Origin of the sequence: Streptomyces tritici (assembly GCF_048500665.1) — a bacterium.
Lineage (GTDB): Bacteria > Actinomycetota > Actinomycetes > Streptomycetales > Streptomycetaceae > Streptomyces > Streptomyces tritici.
Genome location: NZ_CP183183.1, coordinates 2,591,000 through 2,606,898 on the forward strand (window position 1 = coordinate 2,591,000; position 15,899 = coordinate 2,606,898).

The 15,899-nt window shown below is 71.5% G+C and carries 11 protein-coding genes; 4 read left to right on the forward strand and 7 right to left on the reverse strand.

What is annotated here, in order from left to right:
* Positions 1-46: 46 nt before the first annotated feature.
* Positions 47-4,999 carry an NAD-glutamate dehydrogenase gene (locus tag ACNJ93_RS11930; protein WP_418957365.1) on the reverse strand — a complete coding sequence of 1,651 codons (4,953 nt, stop codon included), beginning with the start codon at positions 4,997-4,999 and terminating at the stop codon, positions 47-49.
* 381 nt (positions 5,000-5,380) lie between these two features.
* Here ACNJ93_RS11930 and ACNJ93_RS11935 point away from each other — a divergent pair, with 381 nt between their 5' ends.
* Positions 5,381-5,947 (forward strand): DJ-1/PfpI family protein, encoded by a 567-nt coding sequence (locus tag ACNJ93_RS11935; RefSeq protein ID WP_418957366.1) that lies wholly within the window; start codon positions 5,381-5,383, stop codon positions 5,945-5,947.
* A 76-nt stretch (positions 5,948-6,023) separates the two neighbouring features.
* Here ACNJ93_RS11935 and ACNJ93_RS11940 read toward each other — a convergent pair whose 3' ends face one another.
* Both ACNJ93_RS11940 and ACNJ93_RS11945 read right to left on the reverse strand, forming a co-directional pair.
* Positions 6,024-6,674 (reverse strand): HAD family hydrolase, encoded by a 651-nt coding sequence (locus ACNJ93_RS11940; protein WP_418957367.1) that lies wholly within the window; start codon positions 6,672-6,674, stop codon positions 6,024-6,026.
* Positions 6,675-6,731: 57 nt separating this feature from the next.
* Positions 6,732-7,238, reverse strand: a complete 507-nt coding sequence (locus ACNJ93_RS11945; protein ID WP_418957368.1) for a DUF6912 family protein — start codon at positions 7,236-7,238, stop codon at positions 6,732-6,734.
* Between the two features lie 292 nt (positions 7,239-7,530).
* Between ACNJ93_RS11945 and ACNJ93_RS11950 the strand changes: the two genes are divergently transcribed.
* Positions 7,531-8,013, forward strand: coding sequence for an Rv3235 family protein (locus ACNJ93_RS11950; protein WP_418957369.1), 483 nt, complete (start codon positions 7,531-7,533; stop codon positions 8,011-8,013).
* A gap of 98 nt (positions 8,014-8,111) precedes the next feature.
* On the opposite strand, the gene secA is transcribed toward ACNJ93_RS11950, so the two are convergent.
* Positions 8,112-10,919, reverse strand: a complete 2,808-nt coding sequence (gene secA / locus ACNJ93_RS11955; RefSeq protein ID WP_418957370.1) for a preprotein translocase subunit SecA — start codon at positions 10,917-10,919, stop codon at positions 8,112-8,114.
* A gap of 239 nt (positions 10,920-11,158) precedes the next feature.
* On the opposite strand from secA, the gene ACNJ93_RS11960 reads away from it, so the two are divergent.
* Together ACNJ93_RS11960 and ACNJ93_RS11965 are read left to right on the forward strand one after the other, a co-directional pair.
* The gene (locus ACNJ93_RS11960) at positions 11,159-11,767 is read left to right on the forward strand and encodes a GNAT family N-acetyltransferase (RefSeq protein ID WP_418957371.1); all 609 of its coding nucleotides are present in this window, start codon (positions 11,159-11,161) and stop codon (positions 11,765-11,767) included.
* Positions 11,768-11,777: 10 nt separating this feature from the next.
* Positions 11,778-12,965 (forward strand): winged helix-turn-helix domain-containing protein, encoded by a 1,188-nt coding sequence (locus ACNJ93_RS11965; protein ID WP_418957372.1) that lies wholly within the window; start codon positions 11,778-11,780, stop codon positions 12,963-12,965.
* A 78-nt stretch (positions 12,966-13,043) separates the two neighbouring features.
* Here the strand turns inward: ACNJ93_RS11965 and ACNJ93_RS11970 are convergent, their stop codons facing one another.
* The 3 genes from ACNJ93_RS11970 to ACNJ93_RS11980 form a co-directional block, all read right to left on the reverse strand.
* Positions 13,044-13,799 carry a response regulator gene (locus ACNJ93_RS11970; protein ID WP_418957373.1) on the reverse strand — a complete coding sequence of 252 codons (756 nt, stop codon included), beginning with the start codon at positions 13,797-13,799 and terminating at the stop codon, positions 13,044-13,046.
* Between the two features lie 192 nt (positions 13,800-13,991).
* Positions 13,992-14,681: a ribosome hibernation-promoting factor, HPF/YfiA family gene (hpf, locus tag ACNJ93_RS11975; RefSeq protein WP_418961377.1), complete on the reverse strand. Its 690-nt coding sequence runs from the start codon at positions 14,679-14,681 to the stop codon at positions 13,992-13,994.
* A 273-nt stretch (positions 14,682-14,954) separates the two neighbouring features.
* Positions 14,955-15,740 (reverse strand): ComF family protein, encoded by a 786-nt coding sequence (locus tag ACNJ93_RS11980; protein ID WP_418957374.1) that lies wholly within the window; start codon positions 15,738-15,740, stop codon positions 14,955-14,957.
* Between the last annotated feature and the right edge of the window lie 159 nt (positions 15,741-15,899).

Genomic DNA, 15,899 nt, shown 5'->3' on the forward strand with positions numbered 1-15,899 from the left:
TGTCGGCCAGCCGTGTCTGCTCTCGGCCGGCCGCGCCTGCCGTCGGCTAGCTGTGCGTCCGCAGCAGCTGGCGCATGGTCCGCATCGCCACGGACAGGTTCGCCAGGTCGAAGGTGTCCGAGCCCTGGATCTCCTCCAGCGTCGTGCGCGCCCGGCCCAGGATCGCCGTGTTCCTCTGCTCCCAGGCCTTGAACCGCTCCTCCGGGGTGGAGGTGCCGTTCCCGGCGGCCAGCACGTCCGCGGTGAGTGCGGCGTGCGCGGCGAACAGGTCCTCGCGGATCGAGGCGCGGGCCATCGACTGCCACCGGTCGTTGCGCGGCAGTTCGATGATCCGGTCCATCAGGTCCGTGATCCGCAGCCGGTCGGCCAGGTCGTAGTACACCTCGGCGACCGCCAGCGGGTCCTTGCCGGTGCGGTCCGCGATGGCCACCACGTCGAGCGTCGGGAAGGCGGACGAGAAGCCCGCGACCCGCAGCGCCAGCTCCTCCGGCACGCCGACCGAGGTCAGCTCGTCGAGGATCGACTGGTACCACTCCAGGTCAGCGCCGCGCAGCAGCTGCGGCAGCTTCGCCCAGACCTGCTCGACCCGCTCGGAGAAGAACTCGATCGTCTCGGCCAGCTGCAGCGGCTGCGGCCGGTTGCCCAGCAGCCAGCGCGTACCGCGCTCGACGAGCCGCCGCGAGTGCAGCCGCATCCGGGTCTGCACCTCGGCCGGCACCTTGTTGTCGAGGGCCTCGACCGCGTCCCAGACCTCGCCGAGCCGGAAGATGGCGCGGGCGGCGGTCTGCGCGCGGACGATCTCCTCGATCGACGCGCCGGTCTCCTCGCGGAGGCGGTGCAGGAACGTCGAACCACCGGTGTTGACCGTGTCGTTGACCAGGACCGTGGTGATGATCTCGCGGCGCAGCGGGTGGTTGTCGACCGCCTCGGCGAACTTCTCGCGCAGCTGCGTCGGGAAGTACGCGTGCAGCAGCCCGCGCAGGTACGGGTCGTCCGGCAGCTCGGTGCCGATGAGCTCGTCCGCCACCGTGATCTTGGTGTAGGCGAGCAGCACGGCGAGCTCCGGCTGGCTCAGGCCCTTGCCGGCGTTGAGCAGTTCGCGGATCTGCCGGTCGTTGGGCAGGAACTCCAGCGACCGGTCCAGGGCCCCGTCGCGGCCCAGCCGGCGCATGAAGCGCTGGTGGGCGTGGAGCAGGGACGGGGACTGGGCGACGGCGTTGGCGAGGGCCGTGTTCTGCGCGTAGTTGTTGCGCAGGACGAGGGAGCCGACCTCGTCGGTCATCTCCGCGAGGATCTTGTTGCGCTGCTTGACGGTCATGTCGCCCTCGGCGACCAGCCCGTTGAGCAGGATCTTGATGTTGACCTCGTGGTCGGAGGTGTCCACGCCGGCGCTGTTGTCGATGGCGTCGGTGTTGACCTTGCCGCCCAGGCCCTCGGGGCCGCCGGAGCGGGCGAACTCGATGCGGCCCAGCTGGGTCGCGCCGAGGTTGCCGCCCTCGCCGATGACCTTGGCGCGCACGTCCTGGCCGTTGACGCGGATCGCGTCGTTGGCCTTGTCGCCGACGTCCGCGTTGGACTCGACGGAGGCCTTCACGTACGTGCCGATGCCGCCGTTCCACACCAGGTCGACGGGCGCCTGGAGGATCGCCTTCATCAGCTCGGCCGGGGTCATCTTGGTGACCCCGTCCTCGATGCCGAGGGCGGCTCGCATGTGCGCGTTGACCGGGATCGACTTGGCCGTGCGCGGGTGGACGCCGCCGCCCGCGGACAGCAGCTCGGTGTCGTAGTCGGCCCAGGAGCTGCGCGGCAGCTCGAACAGGCGGCGGCGCTCGGCGTACGAGACGGCCGCGTCCGGGTTCGGGTCGACGAAGATGTGCCGGTGGTCGAAGGCCGCGACGAGGCGGATGTGCTCGGAGAGCAGCATGCCGTTGCCGAAGACGTCGCCGGACATGTCGCCGACGCCGACGACGGTGAAGTCCTCGGTCTGGGTGTCGTGGCCCAGCTCGCGGAAGTGCCGCTTGACGGACTCCCAGGCGCCGCGGGCGGTGATGCCCATGCCCTTGTGGTCGTAGCCGGCCGAGCCGCCGGAGGCGAAGGCGTCGCCGAGCCAGAAGCCGTACTCCTCCGCGACGCCGTTGGCGATGTCGGAGAAGGTGGCGGTGCCCTTGTCGGCGGCGACGACGAGGTACGTGTCGTCCTCGTCGTGGCGGACCACGTCTGCCGGCGGCACGACCTCGCCGCCGACCAGGTTGTCGGTGATGTCGAGCAGCGCCGAGATGAAGGTCTTGTAGGAGGCGATGCCCTCGGCCAGCCAGGCGTCGCGGTCCAGGGCCGGGTCCGGCAGCTGCTTGGCGACGAAGCCGCCCTTGGCGCCGACCGGCACGATGACGGTGTTCTTCACCATCTGCGCCTTGACCAGGCCGAGGATCTCGGTGCGGAAGTCCTCGCGGCGGTCGGACCAGCGCAGACCGCCCCGGGCGACCTTGCCGAAGCGCAGGTGTACGCCCTCGACGCGCGGCGAGTACACCCAGATCTCGAACGCCGGACGCGGGGCCGGCAGGTCCGGGATGGCCTGCGGGTCGAACTTCATCGACACGTAGGAGTGCGGGGCGCCGTCCGCGTTCTTCTGGAAGAAGTTCGTCCGCAGCGTGGCCTTGATCAGGGTGAGGAAGGCCCGCAGGATGCGGTCCTCGTCCAGGGAGGCGACCTGGTCCAGGGCGCCGTCCAGCTCCTCCAGGAGGCCGTCGATCAGCTCCGTGCCGGCGCGCTGGCGCTCCGGCGACAGGCGGGCCTCGAAGAGGGAGACGAGCAGCCGGGTGGTGTGGACGTTGTTGCGGAGGGTGTCCTCCATGTAGTCCTGGCTGAAGGCCCAGCCGGCCTGCCGCAGGTACTTGGCGTAGGCGCGCAGCACCATGGCCTGGCGCCAGTTCAGCCCGGCGGACAGCACCAGCGCGTTGAAGCCGTCGTTCTCGGCCGCGCCGGTCCAGGTGGCGGCGAAGGCCTCCTGGAACCGCTCGCGGGCGTCGTCGCCCAGGTAGTCGCCGGTGGCGGCGGGCATCCGCAGGCCGAAGTCGTACACCCAGGCGTGCGCCTCACGGTCCGCGCAGCGCAGCTCGTACGGGCGCTCGTCGACGACCTCGACGCCGAGCCGGTTGAGCACCGGCAGCACGGCGGAGAGGGAGACCTGCGGTCCGGCCTTGTAGATCTTGAAGCGGCGCTCGCCGGGGCCGCTGCCGACCGGCTCGTACAGCGAGAGCGCGAAGTCCTTGCCGCTGCTCTTGAGCTGCTCCAGGTGACCCAGGTCGGCGACGGCGGCGCGCGGCGAGTGGTCGGCCTTGTAGCCCTCGGAGAAGGCGTTGCCGTAGCGGCGCAGCAGCTCGGCGGCGCGCTCCTCGCCGAACTCGGCGTGCAGCGCCTCGCCGAAGCCGTCGGCCCAGGAGCGGGCGGCGTCGGCGAGCCGGGCCTCGATGCGCTCCTTGTCGGCGTCGGACAGGTGGCTGAGCTCGGTGCCGGGCGCGACGCGCACGACGAAGTGCAGCCGGGTGAGGACCGACTCGGTGCTCATCAGGGTGAAGTCGACGCTGGTGCCGTCGAGCTCCTCCTTGAGGATGTCCGTCAGCCGCTCGCGGACCGTGGTGTTGAACCGGTCGCGGGGCAGGTAGACGAGCGCCGAGTAGAAGCGGCCGTACTCCTCCTGGCGCAGGTAGAGCCGCAGCCGGCGGCGTTCCTGCAGGTAGAGGACGGAGGTGACGATGGAGCGCAGTTCGTCGACGGGCGTCTGGAACAGCTCGTCGCGCGGGTAGGTCTCCAGGATCTGCAGCAGGTCGCGGCCGTCGTGGCTGTTCGGCGAGAAGCCGGCGCCCTCCAGGACCTCGGCGACCTTGCGGCTGATGACCGGGACGCGGCGGACGGACTCGGTGTACGCGGCGGACGAGAACAGGCCGAGGAAGCGGCGTTCGCCGATGACGTTGCCCTGGGCGTCGAACTTCTTGACGCCGATGTAGTCCAGGTACGAGGGCCGGTGCACGGTGGCGCGGCTGTTCGCCTTGGTGAGGATCAGCAGCTTGTGCTCGCGCGCCTTGGCGCGGGCGTCGGCGGGCAGCCGGCTGAAGGACTGCGAGACCGGGTGGGCGTGGTGGTCGTCGCCGCTGTGGTGCGGGTCGGAGCGCAGGATGCCGAGCCCGGTGCCGGGGACGGCCGTCAGGGCGTCGCCGTCGACGAGCTCGTACTCGCGGTAGCCGAGGAAGGTGAAGTGGTCGGCGGCGAGCCAGCGCAGCAGCTCGCGGGCCTCCTCCACCTCCGTGGGGCGCAGGTCGTCGGCGACCGGCTCGTCGGGCAGGCCCTCGGCGATGCGCAGCGCGGCGTCGCGCATCTTCTCCCAGTCCTCGACGGTCTCGCGGACGTCGGACAGGACGCGGAGCAGGTCGGAGGTGATCTGCTTGAGGTCGGCGCGGTCGGTCTCGCGGTCGATCTCGACGTGGATCCACGACTCGGTGAGCGCGTCGTGCGGCAGGTCGCCCTTGGGCTCGCCGGTGAGGACCTCGATGAGCTTGCCGGTGACGTCGCGGCGGACGACGACCTGCGGGTGGATCACCACGTGGATGCCGCGGCCCTGACGGGACAGCTCGTTGGTGACCGAGTCGACCAGGAACGGCATGTCGTCGGTGACGACCTCGACCACGGAGTGGGTGGACGTCCAGCCGTTCTCCTCGACCGTGGGGGTCTGCACGCGGACGTTCGCGGTGCCCTGCGGGCGGTTCTCGGCCAGCCGGGCGTGCGACATCGCGGCGCCGAAGAGGTCCACCGGGTCGCGGTCCTGGAGGTCCTCGGGCGCGGTGTGCAGGTAGTAGCGCTGGAGGTACTCGAACAGGGTGTCCCGGTCCGGGCGCTCCCCGCCCTCCGGGCCCGTCGGAAGTCGCCCCCCGACCGGGCTGTTCTCAGCTACCCGGGCGGCCCGTGCGAGCAGCTCGGCCTTTGCTTCGTCCAGCTTGGTCTGCATGTCCTCTGGCTCCTGTCGCGCGCCGTTGCGTGACGTCGGTGGAAGAAATGGCGCAACGCCGCGACCCGGGGTGTCCGGTCGCTGTCGACGTTATGCCGGGATGAGAGAGGTCCGGTCCCTTATCGGCCATTTTCGGCGACGGGCCGGCCCGGAGAAGATCAGCGATCGCCCTGCTCGCCCGGGCGCGGTGGCACTCCGGGCGCGGGCCGGGGGCTTCGCTGCCCCCTCGGCGTATGGCGCTGATCACGGGAAAAGCCTATCGCTCCGGACCCCTGGATCGTCATGAGCCGTATGTGTACAAAAGCAGGGGGCGAAGTTTGACGTTCTGGACAGCGACACATGTCCTTCTCGCAGGCTGCACCGAGATCCGGGAGGCGTCCCATGACACCGAAGATCCTGATCGTGACGGGCGACGCGGCGGAATCGCTGGAAGTCCTCTACCCCTACCAGCGACTCCAGGAGGAAGGGTACGAGGTGCACATCGCGGCGCCGACGCGCAAGCAACTGCGCTTCGTCGTCCACGACTTCGAGCCGGGCTACGACACGTACACGGAGAAGCCCGGCTACACCTGGCCGGCCGACCTGGCGTTCTCGGAGGTGGCTCCCGCGGACTACGTCGCCCTGGTGATCCCGGGCGGGCGCGCGCCGGAGTACCTCCGCAACGACCTGGAGCTGCGGAAGATCCTGAAGGCGTTCTTCGACGCGGACAAGCCGGTCGCGCAGATCTGCCACGGACCCCTGCTGACGGCCGTGGTCGGCGGCCTGGAGGGCCGCCGCGTCACGTCGTACCCGGCCCTCGAACCGGACATGCAGGCCGCGGGCGCCACGTTCCAGGACGCGGAGGCGGTGGTCGACGGCACCCTGGTCTCGTCCCGGGCCTGGCCGGACCACCCGACGTGGATGCGCGAGTTCCTGAAGATCCTCAGGCACACGGCTCCGGCAGGCTGAGGGTCGTACGGGCAGGGGTCGTACAGGCAGGGGCCGTACAGGCAGGGGCCGTACGGGCAGGGGGCCGGCTGCGCGGCTAGGCCAGCTCCTCCGCCACGGCGACGGCCTCCTCCAGGGAGTCGACGACCGGCACGCCCACCCGCGCGAGGGACGCCCGGCTGTGCGAGCCGCCGGTGAAGAGCACCGCCCGCGCCCCCACGTGCGCCGCCGCGATGGCGTCGTCGGCCGCGTCACCGATGACGACGACGCTCTCGGGCACGACGCCCGGCAGCGCCCGCAGGTGCCGCACCATGTGCTCCGCCTTGCCGGACGTCGACGTGTCGAGCCGCCCGTCCACGCGGACGAACCGCTCCTCGATGCCGTGCCGCCGCACGATCGGTATCAGCCGGTCGTGCGGGGCCAGGGAGAGCAGCGACTGCGTCCGCCCGGCCGCCTGACGCTCGGCGAGCAGCTCCGCGGCGCCCGCCGTGAGCCCGCAGGCGTTTGCCCGGGCCCAGTAGTGCTTGTGGAAGGCGTCGTCCATGACGAGCCACTCGGCGTCCGTGGGCAGGCGTCCCATCAGCCGCTCGTAGAACTTCGGCACCGGCACCGTGTACAGCTCGCGGTACCGCTCCAGCGTGATCGGTTCGAGGCCGAGCTCCTCGAAGGCGGCGTTGGTCGCCCCGATGACCGCGTGGATGTCGTCGAGCAGCGTGCCGTTCCAGTCCCAGACCAGGTGCTTCCCCATGACCGGCAACGGTACAGCCCGCCTCCGACAGCCGGTCCTGTGCTGTGCAGGCCCGCCTCAGGCGAGGAGGCCGGGGATCTCCTGCACGCCGTACCAGAGCAGCTCGTGGTCCTCCGCGCCGTCCACCACGAAGCGGGCGTCGTCGTCGCCCTGGTCCGCCGCGCCCAGCGCGTCCGCCGCGGCGGCGACGTCGGCCTCGGCGTCGTCCGCGTCGGCGTGCACCGCCGCGGCCTTGGCCAGCGGTACGGGACCGGCGACGCGGACCTCGCCGAGCGAGGAGGCGTCGAGGCCGCGGTCGGGGTCGACGGTGGCCTCCCGGTCCGGCACGTCGACCGCGACGACGACCCGGCGGCGGGCCGCGGCGGGGTCGCCGGCCAGCAGGCGCAGCGAGGCGGCCGCGGCGCGGTTGAGGGCCGCGTACTCGAGCTCCTCGATGTCGTCGGAGACGTACCACTCGCGCAGCGCGGGGGTGACGGCGTAGGCGGTCAGCGGGCCGGGGCCCAGCTCGCCGGTCTTGTGCGCCTGTGCGAGTCCGGGGAGGGTCAGAGGGACGTACACGCGCATGGCTGGCCGCTTTCGTAGTCGGAAACGCCCTCAGGATACGTGCGCAGGTCCCCCTTCGGGGTGCCGGAGGCCGTGCGGGGCCCGTCCACCGGCGCGCGGGCGGTCACCCGGCCCGCGGGCCCGCCGGAACGCCCGCGGCCGGCGGGACTCACTCTGATAGGTGAATCCGACGGCCGCCGCCACGGCCGGGAGCGTGCCTTGCGGGCCCGCGGAGCCCGCCCGTACAAGATCCCCAACAGAAGTTACCGCCCGGTATGCCCCTCCGGGCGCGACCGAAACGGGGACCCCCGCCATGACCAGCACGACCCGCCCCCGCACCACCCGGCCCGGCACGGCCCGGCCGGGCAACGCCCGCCCCGGGAACCTCCGCCCCGGCGAGGGCTCGCGCCGCCGTACGCCGGTCCGCGCGCTGCCCGCGCCCGCGCTGTTCGCCGAGCGGCTTCTCGCCGTCCTGAGCGGCGAGCGGCCCGTCCACTGGATGCTGGGCCAGACCGTCGGGCCGGCGTACGAGCAGCTCGTCCAGCTCGCCCCGGGCGTGCCCTTCGGCGGCCGGGGCGGCGTACGGCCGGTCCTGCGCCGCTGCCGTGTGCAGCAGGACCGCGCGGTCGAGCCCAGGGTCATGGAGGTCTCCGCGGTCGTGGCCACCGGCGAGCGGGTGCGCGCCATGGCGTTCCGCCTGGAGCGGGCCACCGACCGCCGCTGGCGCTGCGCCGCAGTCGAACTGGACGACCAGCCGCCCCGCGTCCCCGCCCAGTCGCGCCGCCCGCGGCCGTAGGACCGCCGGACGGCCCTCGGCGCCCGGACACGCCGGAGGGCCGGGCGCCCGATCCGGGTGCCCGGCCCTCCGCGACGGCCCCTGCCGGGGCCCGTGGCCTACTTCTTGCGGCGGCGGCCGCCGCCGCCCTTCTGCGCCTTGCGGCGCTCCGCGCGGGTCATCCCGTCGCCGGCCGCGGCCTCGTCGGTCGCCCAGTCGCCCTCGACGACCGAGCCGTCGCCGTCGACCTTGGGCGCGGTGAAGTGCAGCCGGTCCGGCCGCTGCGGCGCGTCCAGGCCCTTGGCGCGGATCTCCGGACGCGCGCCCGCCGGGGCGCCCTCCTTGGCCAGCGAGGTCTTCTCGGCGGCGTCCTGGACCGGGACCTCCTCGACCTGCTGCTCGACCTGGACCTCCAGGTTGAACAGGTAGCCGACGGACTCCTCCTTGATGCCCTCCATCATCGCGGAGAACATGTCGAAGCCCTCGCGCTGGTACTCGACCAGGGGGTCCTTCTGCGCCATGGCGCGCAGGCCGATGCCCTCCTGGAGGTAGTCCATCTCGTAGAGGTGCTCGCGCCACTTGCGGTCCAGCACCGACAGGACCACGCGGCGCTCCAGCTCGCGCATGATGTCCGAGCCGAGCTGCTGCTCACGGGCGTCGTACTGCTCGTGGATGTCGTCCTTGACCGCCTCGGCGATGAAGTCGGCGGTGAGGCCGGCCCGGTCGCCCGCCGCGTCCTCCAGCTCCTCGATCGTGACCTTGCACGGGTAGAGCTGCTTGAACGCGTTCCACAGACGGTCGAGGTCCCACTCCTCCGCGAAGCCCTCGGCGGTCTCCTGGCGGATGTAGTCGTCGATCGTGTCGTCCATGAAGTGGCGGATCTGCTCGTGCAGGTCCTCGCCCTCCAGGACGCGGCGGCGCTCGCCGTAGATGACCTCGCGCTGCCGGTTGAGGACCTCGTCGTACTTCAGGACGTTCTTGCGCGTCTCGAAGTTCTGGCCCTCGACCTGGGACTGGGCGGAGGCGATGGCGCGGGTGACCATCTTGTTCTCGATCGGCACGTCGTCCGGCACGTTGGCCATGGCCATCACGCGCTCGACCATCGCGGCCTTGAACAGGCGCATCAGGTCGTCGCCGAGGGAGAGGTAGAAGCGGGACTCGCCCGGGTCGCCCTGGCGGCCGGAACGGCCGCGGAGCTGGTTGTCGATACGGCGGGACTCGTGGCGCTCGGTGCCCAGCACGTACAGGCCGCCGAGCTCCTTGACCTCCTCGAACTCCGCCTTCACGGCCTTCTCGGCCCGCTCCAGCGCGCCGGGCAGGGCCGCGGCCCACTCCTCGACGTGCTCCACCGGGTCCAGGCCCGCCTGGCGCAGCTCGGCCTCGGCGAGGTCGTCCGGGTTGCCGCCGAGCTTGATGTCCGTACCGCGGCCGGCCATGTTCGTGGCGACGGTGACCGCGCCCCGGCGGCCGGCCTGGGCGACGATCGCCGCCTCGCGCTCGTGGTGCTTGGCGTTGAGCACCTCGTGCGGGATGCCGCGCTTGGCGAGCTGCTGCGAGAGGTACTCGGACTTCTCGACGGACGTGGTGCCTACGAGGACCGGCTGGCCCTTCTCGTGGCGCTCGGCGATGTCGTCGACGACGGCGGCGAACTTCGCGACCTCGGTCCGGTAGATCAGGTCCGGCTGGTCCTTGCGCTGCATGGGCCGGTTCGTCGGGATCGGGACGACGCCCAGCTTGTAGATCTGGTGGAACTCGGCGGCCTCGGTCATGGCCGTACCGGTCATGCCGGAGAGCTTGTCGTAGAGGCGGAAGAAGTTCTGCAGGGTGATCGTGGCGAGCGTCTGGTTCTCGTCCTTGATCTGCACCCCTTCCTTCGCCTCGATCGCCTGGTGCATGCCCTCGTTGTAGCGGCGGCCGGCGAGGATACGGCCGGTGTGCTCGTCGACGATCATGACCTCGCCGTCGATGACGACGTAGTCCTTGTCCTTCTTGAACAGTTCCTTCGCCTTGATGGCGTTGTTCAGGTAGCCGACGAGGGGCGTGTTCACCGACTCGTACAGGTTGTCGATGCCCAGCCAGTCCTCGACCTTGGCGACGCCGGACTCGTGGATGCCGACGGTGCGCTTCTTCTCGTCGACCTCGTAGTCGCCGGTCTCCTCGATGCCCTTCAGCGGGTTGCCGGGCTCGCCCCTGGTCAGGCGGGTGACCAGCTTGGCGAAGTCGCCGTACCACTTGGTGGCCTGGTCGGCCGGGCCGGAGATGATCAGCGGCGTACGGGCCTCGTCGACCAGGATGGAGTCGACCTCGTCGACGCAGGCGTAGTTGTGACCGCGCTGGACGAGCTCGTCCGCGGACCACGCCATGTTGTCGCGCAGGTAGTCGAAGCCGAACTCGTTGTTCGTGCCGTACGTGATGTCGCAGGCGTACTGCTCGCGGCGCTGCGCCGGGGTCATGTTGGCGAGGATGCAGCCGACGGTCAGGCCCAGGAAGCGGTGGACGCGGCCCATCATCTCCGAGTCGCGCTCGGCCAGGTAGTCGTTGACCGTGATGATGTGCACGCCCTTGCCGGACAGTGCGTTGAGGTACGCGGGGAGCGTGCCGACGAGGGTCTTGCCCTCACCGGTCTTCATCTCGGCGACGTAGCCGAGGTGCAGCGCGGCGCCGCCCATGAGCTGGACGTCGTAGTGGCGCTGGCCGAGGACGCGCTTGGCCGCCTCCCGGACGGTGGCGAACGCCTCGGGGAGCAGGTCGTCGAGGCTCTCGCCGTTGGCGTAGCGCTCCTTGTACTCATCGGTGAGCGCCCGCAACTCGGCGTCGGAGAGGTTGACGAAATCCTCTTCGATGGAGTTGACCTGGTCCGCGATGCGGTGCAGTTTGCGCAGGATCTTGCCTTCGCCTGCACGCATGAGCTTGTTGAAGACGGACACTGAGGTTGGTCTCCTTGCCGGTCGGGCCTGGCACTGGGTCTTGTCATGGACACTGGCACGGGCGCGGCAGGTGGTCCCCGCCGCACCGGCCATCGTAAGCGAGGAGACCGCCGCTCAGGGAGGTCCACCGGCCTCGATGCGAACTGCCGCCCGGAAGGAGAACGCACGAGGCGCTCGGAAGGTGCCGCAAGTCCCGAAAAGTGTTCGCTTCGGCGGCGGGGCCGGACCAGAATCCGTTCATGGAGCCCGTCACCCTCACCACCGACCGCCTGCTGCTCGATCCGTTCCTCCCCGAGGACGCGGACGCGGTGTACGCGAGCTGCCAGGATCCCGAGATCCAGCGCTGGACGACCATCCCCTCGCCGTACGGGCGGCAGGACGCCGAGTACTTCCTGCACCGCATGGTCCCCGACGGCTGGCGCCGCGACACCGAGTACACCTTCGCCCTGCGCCTGCGCGAGGGCGGCCGCCCGATCGGCGCCCTGAGCCTGCACGACCCGCGCGCGGGCGGCTGGGAGATCGGCTTCTGGACGGACAAGGAGCACCGGGGCCGCGGCCACCTCACCGAGGCGGCGCTCGCCGTCGCCCGCTGGGCCTTCACCGAGCTCGGCTGCCCGCGCCTGGAGTGGCGGGCCGAGGTCGGCAACGTCCCCTCGCGCGCGGTGGCGGAGAAGATCGGTTTCCGGGTCGAGGGCGTGCTGAGGGCGGGCCTGGTGAACAAGGGCACGCTGCGGGACTGCTGGATCGGCGCGCTCCTGCCGTCGGACCTGGGCCTGCCGTCGGTCCTGCCGTACCTGCCCGCCCGGGAGGGGGCGGACCGCGGCCCGGCTGTCAGTGCCGGGGCCTAGGGTGCGAGGCATGACGACCGTGCCGCAGCCCCGCCCCGCAGCCGAACTGTCCGCCGACGAAGCCCGCCGCATCGCCCTGCGGGCCCAGGGCTTCCTGGGCGCGCCCGACCGGCGGGCCGGGGTGCGCGGGGTGCTGCGGCACCTGGGCGCGGTGCAGCTGGACACGATCTCGGTGCTGGCCCGCTCGCACGAACTGATCCCGTACGCCCGGCTGGGCGCGGTGGGCCGCGGCGCCGTCGAGGACGCCTACTGGTCGACCGGGTCCGACGGCGCGGCTCCGCACGCCTTCGAGTACTGGTCGCACGCGGCGTGCATCCTGCCCGTCGAGGAGTGGCCGCACTTCGCGTTCCGCCGCCGTGCCTACCGCAGCCGGCCGCAGTGGTACCACGAGCTCGCGGACGGCGCGTACGACCTGGTGATCAAGCAGCTGCGCGCCGAGGGCCCGCAGACGGCCACGGAGCTGGGCGGCGCGAAGAACAAGGGCGAGTGGTGGGACTGGTCGGAGTCCAAGGTCGCCGTGGAGCGGGCCCTGATGTACGGCGAGGTGGTCTGCGTCGAGCGGCGCGGCTGGAAGCGGGTCTACGACCTCGCGGAGCGGGCGATCCCGGAGACACTGCTGCACGACGACCTGGACGACGCCGAGTGCGTACGGCGCCTGGTGCGGCAGGCCGGCGAGGCGCTCGGCGTGGGCACCCGGGCCGACATCGCGGACTACCACCGGCTCAAGGGCGAGCAGTTCGACGCGGTGGTGGCGGACTCCGGCCTGGTGCCGGTGACAGTGGCCGGGTGGTCCAAGCCCGCCTGGGCGGACCCGGCGGCCCTCGCGACCGAGCCGCGCGGCCGGCACCGTACGACGCTGCTCTCGCCGTTCGACTCACTGATCTGGGAGCGGGCGCGCACGGAGCGGATCTTCGGCTTCACGCACCGCCTGGAGGCGTACGTGCCGAAGCAGAAGCGGGTGCACGGCTACTTCGCGATGCCGCTGCTCTCCGGCGGCAGGCTGCTCGGCCGGGTAGACCCGGCGCGCGAGGGGCGCACGCTGGTCGCCCGCCAGGTGAGCCTGGACGCCCCGAAGGCCGTCGAGCCGATGGCCCGGGCACTGCGCGAGGCTGCTGAGTGGGTGGGCTGCGACGCGGTCCGGATCGAGCAGGTGAACCGCCCCGAGCTCACGCCCGCGCTGGTCGCCGCCCTGGACTGAGCGGGCGGGGGCCGGGCGGCGGCGCGGGGGCTGGGGTTCGGCGGCGGGCGCGCGGGCTGGCGCCCCTCGCCGGCTCGCTCAGCGGATCTCGAGGATCTTCTCCCGCATCGCGTAGACCACGGCCTCCATCCGGGAGTGCAGCTGCAGCTTCTCCAGGATGTTCCGGACGTGGTTCTTCACGGTGTTCTCGGAAATGAACAACTCCTTGGCGATGTCGCGGTTGTTCATTCCGGTGGCGACCAGCTTCAGCACCTCGAGTTCCCGGTCGGTAAGCCGGGGCGCCGGCACCAGCCGCCGCTCGTCGGTGCGCTGGATCATCGACTTGAACTCCGTGAGGAGTTTCGACGCCATGGAGGGACTGATCTGCGACTGGCCGTCGGCGACCGCGCGAATGGCGGTGGCGACCTCGTCGGTGGAGATCTCCTTGAGGAGATAGCCCGTCGCACCCGCCTTGATCGCGTCGTAGAGGTCCGCCTCCTCGTCGCTGATCGTCAGCATGATGATCTTCGCGCTGGGGGCCACCTCCTTGATGGAGGTGCACGCCTCGATCCCGCCCCGCTTGGGCATCCGCACGTCCATCAGGACGATGTCCGGCAGCAGGTCCGCGGCCTTGTCGACGGCCTCCGCCCCGTCGCCCGCCTCTCCGACGACCTGGATGTCCTCCTCCTGGGCGAGCACGATCTCCAGACCTCTGCGGAACAGGGCATGGTCGTCCACCACCAGGACGCGAATCGGCTCCTTGCGGGACGCCCCGCTGTCCGGATCCGGTCCCTCCGGGGTGGCCGCGCCGTCGGGCATCCGCCCGCCGTGCACCGGCCCGAAGCTGTCCGCCATCGTTCCGCCCCCTGAAGGCCGTGGCCTGAAGTACGTGTTCGGTCGCCAACCGCAGTCCACGGAGCACCGGTTGGCCTGCTCGCCATGATTCCATGCCCGGGCGCCGAAGCGGTGATCCCGTGGTCGCACGCGGGTGCCCCTGGGGGCGCACAGGGCGCTCCAGGGGCACCACGAGGACGGGTGGGCCGGCCGTCAGCCGCCGAGCGAGCCGCCGGCGCCGCGGCCTTCCTCACCGGCGAGCGGGTCGGACTCGAGGTGGATCACGCCGTAGTCGTAGGCGTGCCGCCGGTAGACCACGCTGGGCTGCTTGTTGTCGGAGTCCACGAACAGATAGAAGTCGTGCCCGACCAGTTCCATCTCGTAGAGCGCCTGGTCGAGCGTCATGGGAGCGGCCTTGTGGGTCTTCTCCCGCACCACCAGCGGTCCTTCGCCCCGGACCTCGACGGAGCCCATCATCTTGGTGGGCACCGCGCCCGACTCTTCCGAGGGGACCGGCTCGCCGCTGCCGTTCAGGGTGGCCACGTCCGGGACCACTTCGGGCACTTCGGCGGCCGACAGCCGTCCGGTGCCACGGCGCGTGGACCTCTTGGAGTGCTGCTTGCGCAGCCGGGCCTCGAGCTTGCCGTGGGCCAGGTCGAGCGCTGCGTAGGGGTCGGCCGCCGATGCTTCCGCCCGGATCACCGGGCCTCGGGAATGGACGGTGATCTCCACGCGGTCGGACCGGTCGGCCTGCCGCGGGTTGTGCTCCTTGGACACCTCGACGTCGAGGCTGATCACCTTGCCGTCGAGCTTCTGGATCTTCTCCAGGTTCAGCTTCTCGGCCACGTGCTTGCGGAACCGCTCGGGCACCTCGGTCTTGCGGCCCTTGACGACGATGTCCACGCAGAACTCCGTTCCCGGATCGCTCAGGTCGGCTCTGCTGCCGCTGAGCTTCTCCCTTTGCACCAAGCTCCGGACGATCGCCGGAGCCTCGGACTGGCGACTTTCACCTCCTCCTCCCCAGTCGGCAAGATCCCCACCCCACCGACCGCAGGTTAATTCGCCCTGAACTCCTGTCCTGTAGGCGCACTCATGCATTCGCTGAGGCGTAGCATTCGCTCTCCTCACACCCGAACATAGCTCGCTCCGACGGGTGTCGGCACCTGCTACCAGCACTTACCTCCGAAGAGGTGCTTTTCCCCTCTCACCACCTGCAACGTTGCGTGTTCCCCCCGAGTTCCGGTTTATTTCGAACGAACGGGGAACGGACGCCACGACGGCGGCCGCCGGACGGGTGAATCCCTCGGTGAACGGCCCGTGAACGGCACTCAGTGCACGGGCCGCCTCCGTGAGCGAGGCGCCCGTGGTCATGAGGTCGTCGACGAGGACCACCGGCCCTTGGCCCAGCAGCCGTTCGCCGCCGGGCACGACCTCCAGGGCGCCGCGCAGGTTCGCGCTCCGGGCGCGGGCGCCCAGCCCGGACTGGTCGGCCACCTCGCGGCACTGGCGCAGGACGGGGAGCACCCGCGCCGGCCTCCCCGAGCGGCGCAGCAGAGCCGCCGCGGCCAGGGCGATCCGGCGCGTCGGATCGTGGCCACGCGCCCGTACGGCGCGCCGCGAGGAGGGCACCGGTACGAGGAGGAGAGGCCGCGCCCCGGCGGCGGCACAAGGCTCGGCAGCGGCGCGCACGGCCCCGGCCAGCGCCGTGCCGAGCGGTCCGGCGAGGCCCAGCGCCCCGCGTTCCTTGTGCGCGAGCAGCACGGCGCGCACGGCCCCTTCGTACGGCGCGGCGGCATGGACCGCCGGCAGCCCCGGAGGCTCGGGCGACGGCCGCACCCGCCGAGCGGGCTCACCGTGCAGCATCCGGGCGCACGGCGCGCACAGCGGCGTACGGGGGCTGCCGCAGCCTCCGCAGGCGACCGGCAGCACCAGCCCGGCGATCTCGCGCCACCAGCCCCGCATGCCACCACTGTGCGCCGGACCGGCGGATCCGGCCACCGCTGTGGACAACCACCGCGCCCGGCCCCGCGCGAGGCCGCCGAGCGGCCCTGAGTGCCACCTCCCGGCCTGTTCGATTCCGGCGACCGAAGCCCTGCGCCCGCGGCCGTCGCCGGCCCGTCC